The sequence below is a fragment of the Streptomyces sp. NPDC031497 genome, from assembly GCF_055580905.1.
In genome coordinates, this window is record NZ_JBVIKO010000018.1 from 82,677 (window position 1) to 97,137 (window position 14,461).

A 14,461-nucleotide genomic window follows, 5' to 3' on the forward strand; every position below is an offset into this window, starting at 1 on the left:
TCTCAGGTACTACGAGGGCCCACCGACGATCCGCCGGGGATCCGCCGGGGATCCGCCGGGAGGGTCACCACGAGGCTCCGGGCCTTCCGTGTCCCGACGGCCGTACCAGCCCCGACTCGTACGCGAACACCGCCGCCTGGGTCCGGTCCCTGAGGCCCAGCTTCACCAGGATGCGGCCCACATGGGTCTTCACGGTCTGCTCGGCGACGACCAGCCGCTCGGCGATCTCCGCGTTCGACAGCCCCTGCGCGATCAGCGAGAGGACCTCCGTCTCACGCTCGGTCAGATCGCCGACGCGCGTCTTCAGCGGGGCGCGCACCCCGCCGCCGTCGAGCTGGGAGAACTGGGCGATCAGCCGACGGGTGACGCCGGGCGCGAGCAGCGCGTCACCGGCCGCCACCACCCGGACCGCCTCCGCGAGCTTGTCCGCGGACGCGTCCTTGAGCAGGAACCCGGACGCCCCGGCCCGCAACGCCTCGTACACGTACTCGTCCAGGTCGAAGGTGGTCAGCACCAGCACCTTGATGTCGGGGCGTTCGCCGACGATCCGGCGGGTGGCCTCGATGCCGTTGAGCTCGGGCATGCGGATGTCCATGAGGACGACGTCCGGCGTGAGTTCGGCGACCTTCACCACGGCTTCCAGCCCGTCCACGGCCTGGCCGACCACCTCGATGCCGGGCTGGGCGTTCAGCAGCACGGTGAAGCCCTGCCGGACCATCTGCTGGTCGTCGGCGATGACCACCCGGATGGGGCTGCCCTTGCTGCTCGTCATGCGCGGCCGTCCTTCGAATCGAGGGCAGGGAGGGTGCCGGTGCGCTCGGTGGCACCGGGCGGGATGGCGGGCGTGCGGCGGGGTGCCGGGATCTCATCGGTGCCGGCGGCCGGGAGCCGCACGAAGACCTGGTAGCCGCCGTCCGGCCGGGGTCCCGCCGTCAGCGCGCCGCCCAGCATCGCCGCCCGCTCCCGCATGCCGAGGAGTCCGTGCCCGGCACCCGGCGACGGCGGAGCGGGCCGGGTCGGCCGGGTGTTGCCGACCCCCACCAGCAGCCCGTACGCCATGTACTCGATCTCCACATGGGCGGTGGCTCCCGGCGCGTGCCGCAGGACGTTGCTCAGCGCCTCCTGCACGATCCGGTACGCCGACAGCTCCACGCCCGGCGGCAGCGGACGGCGGTCGCCGACGATCCGTGCGGTGACCGTCAGACCGGCCGCCCTGGTGTTCTCGACCAGCGCGTCCAGCCGGTCCAGGGTGGGCTGCGGGCTGTGCGTGCCGACGCCGGCGTCGTCGGGCGCGTCCTCGTCGGGGCTCTCCGAGCGCAGGACGCCCAGGACTCTGCGCAGTTCGGTCAGCGCCTCCACGGCGTTGTGCCGGATGCCGTCGAGGTTCTCGCGCAGCTCGTCCGACGGGTTCTCCACCAGGTGGGGGGCGACCTGGGCCTGGATGGAGATGACCGACATGTGGTGGGCCACCACGTCGTGCAGTTCGCGCGCGATCCGGCTGCGCTCCTCCAGCAGGGTGCGCCGGGCCCGCTCCTCGGCGGTCAGCGTGGCCTGGTGACTGAGCTCCGCGCGTGCCTCGCGGCGGCCGCGCAGCGCCGCGCCGAACGGGACGACCAGCGCGGACAGGGCGATGGTCACCACCGCAGTGGACTCGTGCGGTCGCGCGCCCAGTTGTCCCTCCAGGAAGAGGGTGACGAGCGCGGTCAGCACCAGCGCCTCGACGGCCACCCGGAACCGGACCCGTAGCGAGAGGAGCAGCAGGACCAGCAGCTGCGCGATGATCCCGGACACCGTCCACGGCCAGGCGAACCGCGTTCCCGGGGGTATGTCCAGGCGGTCGAGCAGCGTCACCGCGCCCACCAGCATGCCGCCCGTCGACAGCCACCACGCCGGGATCGGCCGCCACATGGCGAGAACGACCGCGCCGCCCTGCGAGAGCGCGATCAGGAAGGCGCCGCCGAAGCCGAGACGCCCGTGGTTCTGCAGCTCGGCCAGGCCGCCGAACGTGATGCAGGCCGCCGCCAGCCACAACACCCCGTGCGGCAGCCAGCGCAGCCACACCGAGGGGGGCAGGGGGTCCGTCCGGACGGTGCACAGATCGTCGCGCAGGATCCGCAGCCCGAGCAGGACACGGCCCGCGAACCCCCGCCGACTCCCCGTTTCCGTCACGTCGGCCAGCCTAGACACGACGGGCTCCGATCGTTGCCGGCCGACCGGAGAGCGCGGTACGGCGTGGCCTCTGGCACGGCCCCCCGGCACCCCCGGACAGACTTCTCCCGCTCCCCGGTCGGCACCGTCGGCCCCCTCCCCCCGTCGCCCCCGTCGCCCCCGTCATGGTCGTTTCCTTCCCGTTCAGTTCGCCCGGCCGTCGGACCTGTCTGATCAGGAAATTACGGAACGGGCGACGCCGTTCGCATCCCGCCGGAGAGCTCACCTGGCAGGTAGCTCTCAGGTATTACGGGTATGGGGGGACGGGCTCAGGGGCAGGTCGTCACGGGACCGGCCTGGTTCACCAGGCCAGTTGGGCGATCTCCTCCGCCACCACCGCGCACGCGTCCGCCGCCGGGTCGATCAGCGGGAAGTGGCCGACGTCCTCCAGCAGCGTCAGCCCCACCACCTCGCCGGCCTTCGCCGCCGCCTCCGCGTAGGACTCGGCGACCGCCTGCGGGACGACGTCGTCCGCGCGGCCCTGGACCAGGGTGGTCGCGATGCCGGTGGGAAGCAGCAGCGCCGGGTCGGCATAGCGCTGCCGGTCGGTGAACTGGTCACCGCCGCCCAGGAGTTGGAGCGCCGCGTGGCCGCAGACCTCCAGCTTCTCCGCCACCGCGAAGTCCGCGATCGGGGCCAGGGCCACCACGCCCCGCAGCGGCACCGGGCCGGAGGTGCGCCACGCGGCGTCCGCCGGGAGGACGTGCCGGGCCGCCGTCCACAACGCCAGGTGGCCGCCGGCCGAGTGGCCGGTGAGGACCGTGCGGCGCAGGTCCGCCTGGGGCAGCGCCTCGCGGGCCAGCGCGGGCAGGGCGTCCAGCGCCGCCGCGATGTCGTCGAAGGTGTCCGGCCAGCGGCCGGCCACCGGGGCCGAGCCGCCCTGCGCGGGCAGCGTCGCACCGCGCCGGTACTCGACGTTGGCCACCGCGAAGCCGCGCCGGGCCAGGAAGTCGGCGAAGGGGGTGACATGGCCGCGGTCGTACGGTGCCCGCCACGCGCCTCCGTGCAGGATCACGACCAGCGGGGCCACGGTCTCGCCACCGCGCGGGACGTAGAAGTCGATCACCTGGTCGGGGTGGTCGCCGTAGGCCGCCGTGGCGTCGGGCTCGACGTGCGGGTGCGAGAAGGCCGACTCCTCCTCGGCGGCGGCCCGTTCTGCTGCGGCGTCGTCCGGCATGCTCCAACCTCTCAGCGACGATGGGGATACCTCCCAGGCTTTCGGCACTGGGGGAGACATTGGCGGACCAGGTGGGGAATCGCCGTTGGCCGGGACGGTATCAGGCCGGTGACGTGCGGCGACACGTGGATGTCACGCACGGTGAGGATTACACGGTTCTGTACCGTCCCGGCCTTTCCCAACCGGGTCGTCGTATCCGTATGTCGACTCGCCGCGGGGTGCTACACGACCTCCGCCAGCACCCGCGCCGCCCGTTCCGCGTCCGCGAAACCGACGTACAGCGGGGTGAAGCCGAAGCGGAGGACGTCGGGATGCCGGAAGTCCCCGACCACCCCCCGCTCGATCAGCCGCTTCATCACGTCCCCGGCGTCCGGGCAGCGCAGCGCGATCTGGCTGCCGCGCTCCTCGTGCGCCAACGGGGTCACGCACTCGACGCGGCCCGCCGGCAGGTACGCCTCGACGCACTCCAGGAAGAAGTCCGTCAGGGCCAGGGACTTGGCGCGTACGGCGGCCACCGGCACCCCGTCCCAGACCTCCAGCGCCGCCTCCAGGGCCAGCATGGAGAGGATGTCCGGGGTACCGACGCGGCCGCGCACGGCGCCCGCGGCCGGTTCGTACCCCGATCGCATCCCGAACGGCTCGGCGTGCGAGTTCCAGCCGGGCAGCGGCGAGTCGAAGCGGTCCTGGAGGTCGCGGCGGACGTACAGGTACGCGGGTGAACCCGGGCCGCCGTTCAGGTACTTGTAGGTGCAGCCGACCGCCAGGTCGACGCCGTGCTCGTCCAGGCCGACCGGAAGCGCGCCCGCGGTGTGGCACAGGTCCCAGACGGCCACGGCCCCGGCCGCGTGGATCGCGGCGGTGAGGGACGGCAGGTCGTGCAGCCGGCCCGTGCGGTAGTCGACGTGGTTGAGCAGGACGGCGGCCGTACGGTCGCTCAGCGCCGTGCGCACGTCCGCCGGCGCCACCGGCCGCAGCGTACGGCCGGTGAGCCGGGCCGCCGACTCGGCGATGTAGCCGTCGGTGGGGAAGGTGGTCGCGTCGACCAGGATCTCCGTACGCCCCTCCCCCGCGAGCCGTACCGCACCCACAAGTGCCTTGAAGACGTTGACACTTGTGGAGTCGCCCACCACGATCTGGCCGGCCGCCGCGCCGACCAGCGGGGCGATCCGGTCGCCGATCCGCTCCGGCGCCGTCCACCAGCCGCTCTCGTCCCAGGACCGGATGCGCAGTTCGCCCCACTGCCGCCGGACGACGTCCTCGACCCGGCCGGGGACGTGCGCGGGCAGGGCGCCCAGCGAATTGCCGTCCAGGTAGACCACCTCGTCGAGGACGAAGCGGGAGCGCACCCCGGCGAGTTCGTCCGCCGCGTCCAGTTTCGCTGCCCGCAGGGCCGGTTCAGACATGGGACCTCGCCGTCCACAGCTCCGGGAACACGTTGTTGCGGGCGCGCTTCTCCAGCCAGGCGACCCCGGCCGAGCCGCCGGTGCCGGCCTTGGCGCCCATGGCGCGGCGGGTGGCGACCAGGTGGTCGTTGCGCCAGCGCCAGACCAGTTCGGCCACGTCGGTCAACGCCTCGCCGAGCCGGGCGAGTTCGGCGTCCCCGTCGCCCGAGTAGACGGCGGCCCAGGCTGCCTCGACGGCGTCCGAGGCGTCGTACCGCCGGGACACGTCACGGTGGAGCACCGCGTCCGGGACCGGGTGTCCGCGGCGCGCGAGGAGCCGTACCACCTCGTCGTACAGGCTCGGCTCGTACAGGGCCTTCTCCAGTTCCGCGTGGACGCGGGGGGCGCCGCGGTGCGGGACGAGCATGGACGCGGACTTCTCGCCGAGCAGGAACTCCATCCGCCGGTACATCGCCGACTGGAAGCCGGAGCCCTCGCCGAGAGCGGAGCGGTAGGAGTTGAACTGGGCGGGGGTGAGCTGGCCGAGCGGTTTCCAGGAGGCGTTCAGCGCCTCCAGTTCACGGGTGGAACGCTTCAGCGCGTTGATCGCGGTGGGGATGTCGTCGCCGCGCAGGGCGGCCGCCGCGGTCTCCCACTCGTGGACGATGACGGTGAACCACAGCTCCATGACCTGGGTGGTGACCAGGAAGACCATCTCTCCGGGATCGTCGGAGAGGGTGTGCTGGAGGTGGGTGAGCACGTCCGCCTTGACGTAGTCCTCGTACGGCGTCGTGCCCGCGAAGTCGAGATGCGGGGTCTCGGGCTCCGAAGCCTCGTCGGGCTGAGCCTGAAGGGACATCGCTGTCTCCTGTTGTGTACTCCGGGTAGCGGTCCGCCCCTGCCGTTGTCGACACGGGGGCCCCGGTCCCCACCCGCATCTTCCGCAACGTACCCCGCACACGGCAAGACCCGCCCGCTGCCAGACGGGCCACACCCGTCACCACCGGCACCGGACCACCCGGTCGGCCGAGCGTTCCGGGCCGCCGGAACCGGCTGGGCTACGACCGCGCGCGGATCGTCCGCCCCCGGTGCAGCCGGCCGGCTACGCCGGTGAACTCCAGGTCCAGGCCGACCCCGTCGCGTTCGGCGTGGATGTGCAGGTGGGGTTCGGTGGTGTTGCCGCTGTTGCCGACCTCACCGAGCGGCTGTCCGGCCCGGACCGTGTCGCCCGCGGCGACCGTCACCGAGCCGGGGCGCAGATGGGCGAGCTTGACGATCTCCCGGCCGGTGTCCAGGAAGACGTGGTTGCCGTAGGGCGGCTGGTAGCGGATCTCGCCGGGGTTCTGGTCCCGGACGGTGTCGACGGCGGAGATCACCGTGCCGTCGCAGGGGGAGCGCACCGGGCGCCCGTAGGCGGCGTACGCGGTCAGTTCACGGCCCCGCCGGGTACGGGTGCCGTACCGGCCGAGCGCGACCAGGTCGAGGGCGCCGCGCTGCTCGGGCACCCGGGTGTGGTGGTTCAGCAGGCGGCCGCCGCCCTGTACGACGTACCAGGAGCCCTCCAGCGGGAACAGCAGCGGCCGGGACAACGGTGCCCGCCGGCGGTGCAGCCGGGCGGCGCCGACCGGCCATCCGACGGCGGCAAGGAGCAGTGCGCCGACGGCGAGGCGGAGCACACCCTGTCCGGTGGGCAGGCCGGGCAGCCGCCACGCGGACGCGAGGGCCACGACGGCACCCGCCTCGACCGTGCGCCGCAGCAGGCGGGGCTGCATCGCGGGCGCGCCCCAGCCCTCGACGACCACCCAGCAGGCGGCGAGGATCGCAAGGTCACCGGTCCAGGCCAGGCGGTCGGCGGCGGTCCAGAGGGCCTGGGCGTTCCAGAGGACGGCCAGGCCCGCACAGACCGCCCAGGTCAGGGCCGCCGACAGGCGCGGGCGGCGGCGGGGCGGGGTGTAGGGGGCGCCTTCGATGCGCAGCGCGGTGAGTTCACCGTCCGGGCCCGCCTGGGCCCAGGCCCGCACCCGGCCCGTGCTGCCGGACACGATCAGCCCGTCCGGACTGTCCGTGACGGTGCCGAACCCGCCGGTCCGGGCGGCCGTGGCGTGCACGATCCGCTCCAGCGTCGCCATCCCGACCGCCTCCGTCACCCGCGGGGCGAGCCGCGGCCACTGCTCCGGGTCCGCGGCGAGGAACCGGGCCAGGACATGGGCCTCCGGCGGCTGCCCGCCGGGCATTGGATCACGCACGTGTGCTCCCCCCTGCCGTCACGTACGGGGCGGCGGTCTGGAAGACGGCAGGACGCGGGGCGAGGTTGCCCCGGCGCCCCGCCCGGCGCACCCACCCGGCGCACCCCCGCCCGGCGCCCTCCCCGGGCTCCGGCGCGGGCGGCGGTGGCAGACTGGCGCCATGACGACGCACACGAACCTGCTCGGCGGCCCGGAGCCGACCTATCTGCCCGAGAACGAAGAGGCGTACCGCCTGCTGGGCGAGGAGAAGCTGGCACCGGTCGAGGTGGCGGCCAAGTTCCCGACCTTCTCGCTGGCCTGGGCCCTGCTCGCCGACGACGCGTTCGAGCGCGGCGCGGTCGTCGAGTCCTACGCCTACGCGCGCACCGGCTACCACCGTGGGCTGGACGCGCTGCGCCGCGCCGGGTGGAAGGGACACGGTCCGGTTCCCTGGGACCACCGGGCGAACCGCGGCTTCCTGCGCTGCCTGGCCGCGCTCGGCCGGGCCGCGGGCGAGATCGGCGAGCAGGACGAGTACGAGCGGTGCTGGCAGTTCCTGAAGGACAGCAGCGCGGAGGCGTACACCGAGCTGAAGGGATAGCGCGCGGACAGGCGGAGGGCCCGGCCACCGGCCCTCCGCCTCCGGTCACCGGCGGCCCTCCGGCCCTCCGGCCCTCCGGCCCTCCGGCTACAGGCTCTTCGCCTCCAGCGGTGGTGAGGTCACGTTTCCGTGGGTGCGGCATTCCGGGCGGACACAGCCCGGGGCCGGCCTGCGGACCAGCGCGAACGCCAGGGCCGACCCCACCACCAGCACCCCCGCGCAGATCGGCATCGCCCGGTCGAACGCCGCGTCGAAGGCCGCGGGCGACCGGTAGGCCTCCGGACCCATCCCCGCGAGCAGCGGCAGCGCCGCCACCGCGATCAGGCTCGCCGCGCGGGCTGCCGCGTTGTTGATGCCGCTGGCGATACCCGCCCGGGCGGTGTCCACGGAGGCGAGGACCGAGGCGGTGAGCGGGGCCACCAGGGTGACCATGCCGGCGCCCATGACCAAGACCGCCGGGAAGACGTCCGTCAGGTAGTTCGCGTGCTCGCCCACCCGCAGCATCAGCATCATCGCCGTGGCGCAGAGCAGGGGTCCGACGGTGAGCGGCAGCCGGGGCCCGATCTTGTCGGCCAGCGCGCCGGAGCGGGCCGAGAAGAGCAGCATCAGCGCGGTGGAGGGCAGCAGGGCCGTGCCGGCGCCCAGCGCCGAGTAGCCCGCCACCACCTGGAGTTGGAGCGCGGTGAGGAAGAAGTAGCCGCCGAACGCGCCGTACACGCACAGGGTGACCACGTTCAGCGCGGTGAACTGGCGGGAGCCGAAGATGTCCAGCGGGAGCATCGGGTCCCGGCGGCGCTTCTCGACGTACACGAAGGCCACGCCGGTCGCGAGGCCCGCGAGGGCGAGCAGGGACGTGGTCCCGGCATCGATCAGCGCGTAGGTCACGAATCCGAGGGTCAGGGCGGCCAGCACCGCGCCGAGGACGTCGAAGCGGCCGTGGGGCCGCCCGTCGGTGGACTCCGGGACATGGCGCAGCGCGACGGGAACGCAGAGCAGGGCCAGCGGGACGTTCAGCAGGAACACCCAGCGCCAGCCGGGGCCGTCCACCAGCCAGCCGCCCAGGAACGGGCCGACGGCCGCGCCGATGCCGCCGAAGCCGGACCACAGGCCGACCGCCTTCGCCCGGTCGTCGGGGTGGAAGGACGCCTGGATGAGGGCGAGGGACCCCGGTGTGAGCAGGGCGCCGCCGATGCCCTGGAGGGCGCGGGCGGCGATCAGGACGATGTCGTCGGGGGCCAGGCCGCACAGCAGCGAGGCGGCGGCGAACCAGACGACCCCGAGCACGAAGATCTTCCGGCGGCCGTACTGGTCGCCGAGCGAGCCGCCGAGCAGAATCAGCCCGGCCAGCGTCAGCATGTACGCGTTGACCGTCCACTGCAGGGCCGAGAGGCTGGTGTTCAGGTCACGGCCGATGGTGGGCAGGGCGACGTTGACCACGGTCGAGTCCAGCAGCACCATGCTGGAACCGAGGACGGTGGTGAACAGGATCCACTTGCCCTGCGAGGAGGCCAGCCGCACGTCGGACATGGGTCCAGGTATACAGCGGACCCGGCGCCGTAGCACCGGGTCCGTGGAAATGCCTGGCTCTGCGCGACTACTTGATCTTGTTGCCCGCCGAGCGCAGGTTCTGCGTGGCCTCGACGACACGCGCGGCCATGCCCGCCTCGGCGAGCTTGCCCCAGGTGCGCGGGTCGTAGGTCTTCTTGGAGCCGACCTCGCCGTCGACCTTCAGGACGCCGTCGTAGTTCTTGAACATGTGGTCGGCGACCGGACGGGTGAAGGCGTACTGGGTGTCCGTGTCCAGGTTCATCTTCACGACGCCGTTCTCCAGCGCGGTGCGGATCTCCTGCTCGGTGGAGCCGGAACCGCCGTGGAAGACGAAGTCGAACGGGGACTGCTTGCCGAACTTGGCGGCCACGCCGTCGGCCAGCTCCTTGAGCAGGTCGGGGCGGAGCACGACGTTGCCCGGCTTGTACACGCCGTGCACGTTGCCGAAGGAGGCGGCCAGCAGGTAACGGCCCTTCTCGCCCAGGCCCAGCGCCTCGGCGGTGCGGATCGCGTCCTCGACGGTGGTGTAGAGGGAGTCGTTGATCTCGTGCGAGACGCCGTCCTCCTCGCCGCCGGTCGGGGTGATCTCGACCTCGAGGATGATGTTGGCCGCGCGGGCCTGCTCGAGCAGCTCCTGCGCGATGGCCAGGTTGTCCGCGAGAGTCTCGGCGGAGCCGTCCCACATGTGCGACTGGAACAGCGGGGTCAGACCGGCCTCGACGCGCTTCTTGGAGATCGCGATCAGCGGACGTACGTACCCGTCGAGCTTGTCCTTCGGGCAGTGGTCGGTGTGCAGCGCGATGTTGACCGGGTACTTCTCGGCGATGACGTGCGCGAACTCGGCGAGCGCGACCGCGCCGGTCACCATGTCCTTGCTGTACTGGCCGCCGAGGAACTCGGCACCACCGGTAGAGATCTGGACGATGCCGTCGCTCTCCGCCTCCGCGAAGCCGCGCAGCGCAGCGTTCAGGGTCTGGCTCGAGGTGACGTTGATGGCCGGGTAGGCGAACTTGCCTGCCTTCGCCCGGTCGAGCATCTCGTTGTAGACCTCGGGGGTTGCGATGGGCATTGTCCGCTCCTTGAGTGTGCGGGTCGGCTTACTGCTGGTTCTCTACGGCCCTGACCTAGACCTTGAGGTACGACGTCATCGTCGTCCCCATCTTTCCAGACATGACCCGATGCTCCGGGCGCCGGGCGCCGGTCGCGTCCGGGTCAATCCCACTCGTCGACCGGGGTGTCAGTCCAGCCCCAGTTCATCCTTCGAGAAGGCGAACAGATACGGCACACCAGCGCCTTCGCGGATCTTCTCGTCGGCGCCGGTGGCCCGGTCGACGATGGTGGCGACGGCGACCACCTCGGCGCCGGCCTCGCGCACGGCCTCCACGGCGGCGAGCGGGGAGCCGCCGGTGGTGGAGGTGTCCTCCACGACGAGCACCCGCCGGCCCCTGATCTCCGGACCCTCCACCCGGCGCTGCAGCCCGTGTGCCTTCGCCGCCTTGCGGACGACGAAGGCGTCGAGGCGGCGGCCCCGCGCGGCGGCCGCGTGCAGCATCGCGCCGGCGACCGGGTCGGCGCCCATGGTGAGGCCGCCGACGGCGTCGAACTCCAGGCCGTCGGTCAGGTCGAGCAGCACCTGGCCGACCAGCGGGGCGGCCGTGCCGTCGAGGGTGACGCGGCGGAGGTCGACGTAGTAGTCCGCCTCCAGCCCCGACGACAGGGTCACCCTGCCGTGCACCACGGCCTTGTCCTTGATCTGTTGCAGCAGCTCAGCGCGTACGTCCGTCATGCCGACCAGCTTAGAGGCGGCGCCAGGTCCACGTGGTCGTGGCTTCCAGCGGCTCCAGCGGGGTGACGAGCCTGGGGAGCGTGTTGAGGCCGTTCGGCGGGCCGGTCTGCGGCTCCACGCACACGGCCGCCTCCTGCTCGTCGTAGACCACGACCCACTGCTCGCGGCTGGCGACCTTCAGTTCCAGCTGTCCCGGCCAGGTGAGGGTGACGTCGACGCCGTCGGGCATGCCGAAGCAGTCGTCCCAGGGGCCGGGCCGGGGGTCGACGCGGTTGCCGGTGGGCAGGTGGTCGGCGCCGCGCTCCTCCTGCCAGGCGGGGGTGAAGTCGATCCGGGCGTCCTGGCCGCCGAGGTTGCGGTTGAACCAGGGGTGCCAGCCGATCTGCGCCGGGAAGGAGTTGTCGTACGTCTCGACAGCCATCGTCAGCGTCAACGAGTCCTCGGCGAGCCGGACCACGTGTGTGACGCGGGCGGGATGCGGCCAGGGATCGCCGAGTTCGCACGTGATCACGGCCTCGTCCGCGGAGCGGCGGGCGGTGCGCCAGGCGCCGTCGCGGGCGGTGCCGTGGATGGCGTGCGGCGGGGAGTTGAGCGGCATCTGGACGATGTCGGCGCCGTCGCGGAAACGGCCGTCCCGGATACGGCCGCACCACGGCACCATCGGGAAGCAGCCGAAGCGGTCGCCCTGGCGGAGGAGTTCGAGGGAACCGACTTCTAGTCCGGCGATACGGCCGCCGTTGCCGGGGTGCAGGTGGAGGGTGGCGTCGCCTGCGGTCAGCGTGATGTCTTCGTTACTCACGGGATGAGAGTAGTGGGGAGGGGCGGTTCGGTTTCGGGTGCGGGTCGGTGGGGGTTGCTCGCGCCCACGGGGCGGACCGCACATCGATCACAGCCCCGCGCCCCTTACGGTGCCCGTCGTAGCCGCGGGCAGTCGTGCCTCCCCCGGTGCCTCAAGGCCTGGGAGGTGCCCCCAGGCGGCACGGATGGGCGCAGCGGCACCCGCGAGCTCGGGCGAGTGGGACCCCCTCCTGCGGCGGCCTCGCTCAGCGGCGTCTGCGCAACGCCCTCGTCACCACGATCGCCGACGCCAGGGCCAGTGCCGCCGCCGGGGCGGCCCACCGCAGGGCCGAACCCGCCGCCACCGTCTGCGGCGCCGGCACCGGCGCGTAGCGGCCGCGGGGCGGGGCGTGGTCGACCTCCTCCGCGCTGCGGCCGATCATCGTGCGGCGGGCGTGGGCCGCCTCGGCGAAGATCTCGGGCAGCGGCTCCTCGACCGGTTCGGGCGCCAGGGACGGCGGCGGGACCTCCGCCTCGAAGAGCGACACCGGTTGGTCCGGAGGCTCGGGCCGTGCCTCCCCCAGGCCCTCCACGAAGCGGGTGAGCAGCCGCGTCGCCGCCGACTCCACCGCCTCCGGCGCCAGTTCCGCGACCCGCCCGCCGGCGGACGCCGTGCCGGTCACCGTGACCTCGCAGCCCTCGTCGGTGTCCGCGAGGCGGAGCGTGAGCGCCAGCTTCACCGTGCCGGTGCCGCGGGCTTCGGTGGCGTCGCCGTCGAGCGCGTAGGAACCGTCGTCACGGGCGGTGACGCGCAGGGAGCCCCGGTAGGTGATCGAGTGGCTGCCGACGCGGACCTTGACGCGGCCGGTGCCGGGGGCGGCGCCGGTGTCCTGCTGGAGGCCGGGGAGCGCCCGGGCGACCCGCGCGGGGTCGGCCAGCGCCTCCCTGAGCCGCGAGGCCGGGGCCGGGACGTGTACCTGGTGCTCCATGCCGACTGAGCCTACCCAGGAGTCAAGCCGACGTACCCTCCGCGACGCACGGCACGCTGCCGGGTGTGGGGCTCCCCGTGGACGGGCCCGTGCTCAGTACCGCGGATCCACCAGCGTGGAGGCCGGCAGTCGGGTCGGCGGCGTCTCCAGCGCGTCTCCGCGCAGGTCCCGCCCGGTCAGGGTGTGCAGCCGCGGACCGTCGCCCGGCAGCCGCAGCCGGGGCCCGCGCGAGGCCTCCGCCGCCAGGATGAAGCCCCAGTCGTGCGGGGCCCTGGACTCGCCCACCGAACGGTCGGGGCCGGCGGTGAAGGCGGGGTCGCGGCCGAGGACCCGGTAGGGGGTCGTAGCCAGGCCGGCGGCGCGCAGGGTCGCGGCCACCGTCCAGAAGTCACGGGGGCGGGCCCGGACCGGGCCGGCGTGCACGACCAGGCGGCCGCCGGGGGCGAGGGCGCGGCGGGCCAGGCCGTAGAACTCCTCGGAGTACAGCTTGGTGCTGGCCGTGATGCCGGGGTCGGGCAGGTCGGCGATCACGACGTCGTACGCGGCGTGCGGCGCGGTCCGGCGCAGCCAGCAGAAGGCGTCGGCGATGGCCACGTGGACGTGCGGGTCGTCGTAGGCATGGCCGTTGAGCGCGGAGAGGGCGGGGTCCTGGCGGGCGAGGCGGACCAGGCCCGCGTCGAGTTCGACGACGTCGACGCGGTCCACGCCGGGGTGGCGGAGCACCTCGCGCGCGGCCATGCCGTCACCGCCGCCGAGGATCAGCACGCGCGCGTGCGGGCCGTTCATCGCCGGGTGGACGAGGGCTTCGTGGTACCGGCGTTCGTCACGGCCGCCGACGCGCAGCCGGCCGTCGAGGAAGAGGTCGAGGGGGCGGCCGTGGGTGCCGCCGGTAAGGACGACCTCCTGGACGTCTGTCTGGAGGGCGACCCGGACGTCGTCGCCGTAGACCGCGTGCCGTGCGGCTCGTTCGAAGTCGTCGACGTGGGCGGCGGCGGAGGCGAGGACGCCGAGGACGGTCACGTTGGCGACGAGGAGGGTCCAGCGGGCCCGGCGGGACAGGTCGCGGCGGAACAGGCCGAGGACCAGGGCGCCGCCGACGACGACGTTGACCGTGCCGGTGAGCAGGGTGCCCGTCAACTGGCCCAGGAACGGCAGCAGGAGGAAGGGGAAGGCCAGGCCGCCGACCAGCGCGCCGACGTAGTCCGCCGCGAACAGGTCGGCCACCGCGCCGCCCGCGTCCTGGCGGCGGATGCGCTGGATGAGTTCCATCAGCAACGGCACCTCGGCGCCGATCAGCAGGCCGATGGCGAGGGAGAAGGCGACCAGGAGGCAGCGCGGGCCGGCCGACCACAGGCCACCCCAGCCGCCGGTCCAGGCGAAGACGGCGTACAGGGCCATGGCGCTGCAGCCGCCGACCAGCGCCAGCGCGGCCTCCACCGCGCCGAATCCGGCCGCCGCGTGCCAGCGCAGCCGCTTCGCGGCCAGCGAGCCGACACCCATCGCGAAGACCATCACGGACAGCACCACGGAGGCCTGGGTGACCGAGTCGCCGATCAAGTACGAGGCGAGTGCCACGAGTTCGAGTTCGTACACCAATCCGCAGGCCGCGCAGACGAAGACGCACGCCAGGACCAGGAACCGGCCCGTCCCCGGCCGCACGGGCAGCGGCGCGGGGGCACCCCAGGGCGGCGGTGCGCCAGGAGGGGCGGGTGCGTGCGGATCGATCACTCTGCGACGTTACGTCACTCGCTCGGTACGCTTCGTCACC

At 73.2% G+C, this 14,461-nt stretch carries 13 protein-coding genes; 1 reads left to right on the plus strand and 12 read right to left on the minus strand.

Annotated elements, in window-relative coordinates; all coding sequences use genetic code 11:
• Nucleotides 1-64: 64 nt before the first annotated feature.
• The 6 genes from ACZ5K7_RS31625 to ACZ5K7_RS31650 form a co-directional block, all read right to left on the minus strand.
• Complete coding sequence (locus tag ACZ5K7_RS31625; protein WP_351708146.1) at nt 65-772, minus strand: response regulator transcription factor; 708 nt, start codon at nt 770-772, stop codon at nt 65-67.
• Nucleotides 769-2,169, minus strand: coding sequence for a sensor histidine kinase (locus ACZ5K7_RS31630; protein ID WP_468918554.1), 1,401 nt, complete (start codon nt 2,167-2,169; stop codon nt 769-771). Before ACZ5K7_RS31630 ends, ACZ5K7_RS31625 begins: the two co-directional genes overlap by 4 nt.
• A 340-nt stretch (nt 2,170-2,509) precedes the next feature.
• Entirely contained in the window at nt 2,510-3,385 is an 876-nt protein-coding gene (locus ACZ5K7_RS31635) for an alpha/beta hydrolase (RefSeq protein WP_468918555.1), read from the minus strand.
• A 221-nt stretch (nt 3,386-3,606) separates the two neighbouring features.
• Nucleotides 3,607-4,788, minus strand: coding sequence for a kynureninase (gene kynU / locus ACZ5K7_RS31640; RefSeq protein WP_468918557.1), 1,182 nt, complete (start codon nt 4,786-4,788; stop codon nt 3,607-3,609).
• Nucleotides 4,781-5,626 (minus strand): tryptophan 2,3-dioxygenase family protein, encoded by an 846-nt coding sequence (locus tag ACZ5K7_RS31645; RefSeq protein ID WP_351708134.1) that lies wholly within the window; start codon nt 5,624-5,626, stop codon nt 4,781-4,783. Before ACZ5K7_RS31645 ends, kynU begins: the two co-directional genes overlap by 8 nt.
• Before the next feature lie 199 nt (nt 5,627-5,825).
• Nucleotides 5,826-7,013 carry a M23 family metallopeptidase gene (locus ACZ5K7_RS31650; protein WP_468918559.1) on the minus strand — a complete coding sequence of 396 codons (1,188 nt, stop codon included), beginning with the start codon at nt 7,011-7,013 and terminating at the stop codon, nt 5,826-5,828.
• A 160-nt stretch (nt 7,014-7,173) separates the two neighbouring features.
• Here ACZ5K7_RS31650 and ACZ5K7_RS31655 point away from each other — a divergent pair, with 160 nt between their 5' ends.
• Nucleotides 7,174-7,593, plus strand: coding sequence for a DUF3151 domain-containing protein (locus ACZ5K7_RS31655; RefSeq protein WP_468918561.1), 420 nt, complete (start codon nt 7,174-7,176; stop codon nt 7,591-7,593).
• Between the two features lie 87 nt (nt 7,594-7,680).
• On the opposite strand, the gene ACZ5K7_RS31660 is transcribed toward ACZ5K7_RS31655, so the two are convergent.
• The 6 genes from ACZ5K7_RS31660 to ACZ5K7_RS31685 form a co-directional block, all read right to left on the minus strand.
• Nucleotides 7,681-9,120, minus strand: coding sequence for an MFS transporter (locus ACZ5K7_RS31660; protein WP_351708125.1), 1,440 nt, complete (start codon nt 9,118-9,120; stop codon nt 7,681-7,683).
• A gap of 67 nt (nt 9,121-9,187) precedes the next feature.
• On the minus strand, nt 9,188-10,210 hold the full coding sequence (gene fbaA / locus ACZ5K7_RS31665; protein ID WP_351708122.1) for a class II fructose-bisphosphate aldolase: 1,023 nt from the start codon (nt 10,208-10,210) through the stop codon (nt 9,188-9,190).
• Between the two features lie 168 nt (nt 10,211-10,378).
• Complete coding sequence (pyrE, locus tag ACZ5K7_RS31670) at nt 10,379-10,927, minus strand: orotate phosphoribosyltransferase (RefSeq protein ID WP_468918562.1); 549 nt, start codon at nt 10,925-10,927, stop codon at nt 10,379-10,381.
• A gap of 10 nt (nt 10,928-10,937) precedes the next feature.
• On the minus strand, nt 10,938-11,726 hold the full coding sequence (locus tag ACZ5K7_RS31675; RefSeq protein ID WP_468918563.1) for an aldose epimerase family protein: 789 nt from the start codon (nt 11,724-11,726) through the stop codon (nt 10,938-10,940).
• A gap of 244 nt (nt 11,727-11,970) precedes the next feature.
• Entirely contained in the window at nt 11,971-12,693 is a 723-nt protein-coding gene (locus ACZ5K7_RS31680; RefSeq protein ID WP_351708113.1) for an SRPBCC family protein, read from the minus strand.
• Nucleotides 12,694-12,786: 93 nt separating this feature from the next.
• Entirely contained in the window at nt 12,787-14,421 is a 1,635-nt protein-coding gene (locus ACZ5K7_RS31685) for a polyamine aminopropyltransferase (protein ID WP_468918566.1), read from the minus strand.
• Between the last annotated feature and the right edge of the window lie 40 nt (nt 14,422-14,461).

Excerpts from the sequence above, each read along its gene's own strand:
- ACZ5K7_RS31680 (WP_351708113.1), bottom strand. The coding sequence starts at position 12,693 with ATGGAGCACCAGGTACACGTCCCGGCCCCGGCCTCGCGGCTCAGGGAG.
- ACZ5K7_RS31660 (WP_351708125.1), bottom strand. The coding sequence starts at position 9,120 with ATGTCCGACGTGCGGCTGGCCTCCTCGCAGGGCAAGTGGATCCTGTTC.
- ACZ5K7_RS31655 (WP_468918561.1), top strand. The coding sequence starts at position 7,174 with ATGACGACGCACACGAACCTGCTCGGCGGCCCGGAGCCGACCTATCTG.
- ACZ5K7_RS31645 (WP_351708134.1), bottom strand. The coding sequence starts at position 5,626 with ATGTCCCTTCAGGCTCAGCCCGACGAGGCTTCGGAGCCCGAGACCCCG.
- ACZ5K7_RS31625 (WP_351708146.1), bottom strand. The coding sequence starts at position 772 with ATGACGAGCAGCAAGGGCAGCCCCATCCGGGTGGTCATCGCCGACGAC.
- ACZ5K7_RS31635 (WP_468918555.1), bottom strand. The coding sequence starts at position 3,385 with ATGCCGGACGACGCCGCAGCAGAACGGGCCGCCGCCGAGGAGGAGTCG.
- pyrE (WP_468918562.1), bottom strand. The coding sequence starts at position 10,927 with ATGACGGACGTACGCGCTGAGCTGCTGCAACAGATCAAGGACAAGGCC.
- kynU (WP_468918557.1), bottom strand. The coding sequence starts at position 4,788 with ATGTCTGAACCGGCCCTGCGGGCAGCGAAACTGGACGCGGCGGACGAA.
- fbaA (WP_351708122.1), bottom strand. The coding sequence starts at position 10,210 with ATGCCCATCGCAACCCCCGAGGTCTACAACGAGATGCTCGACCGGGCG.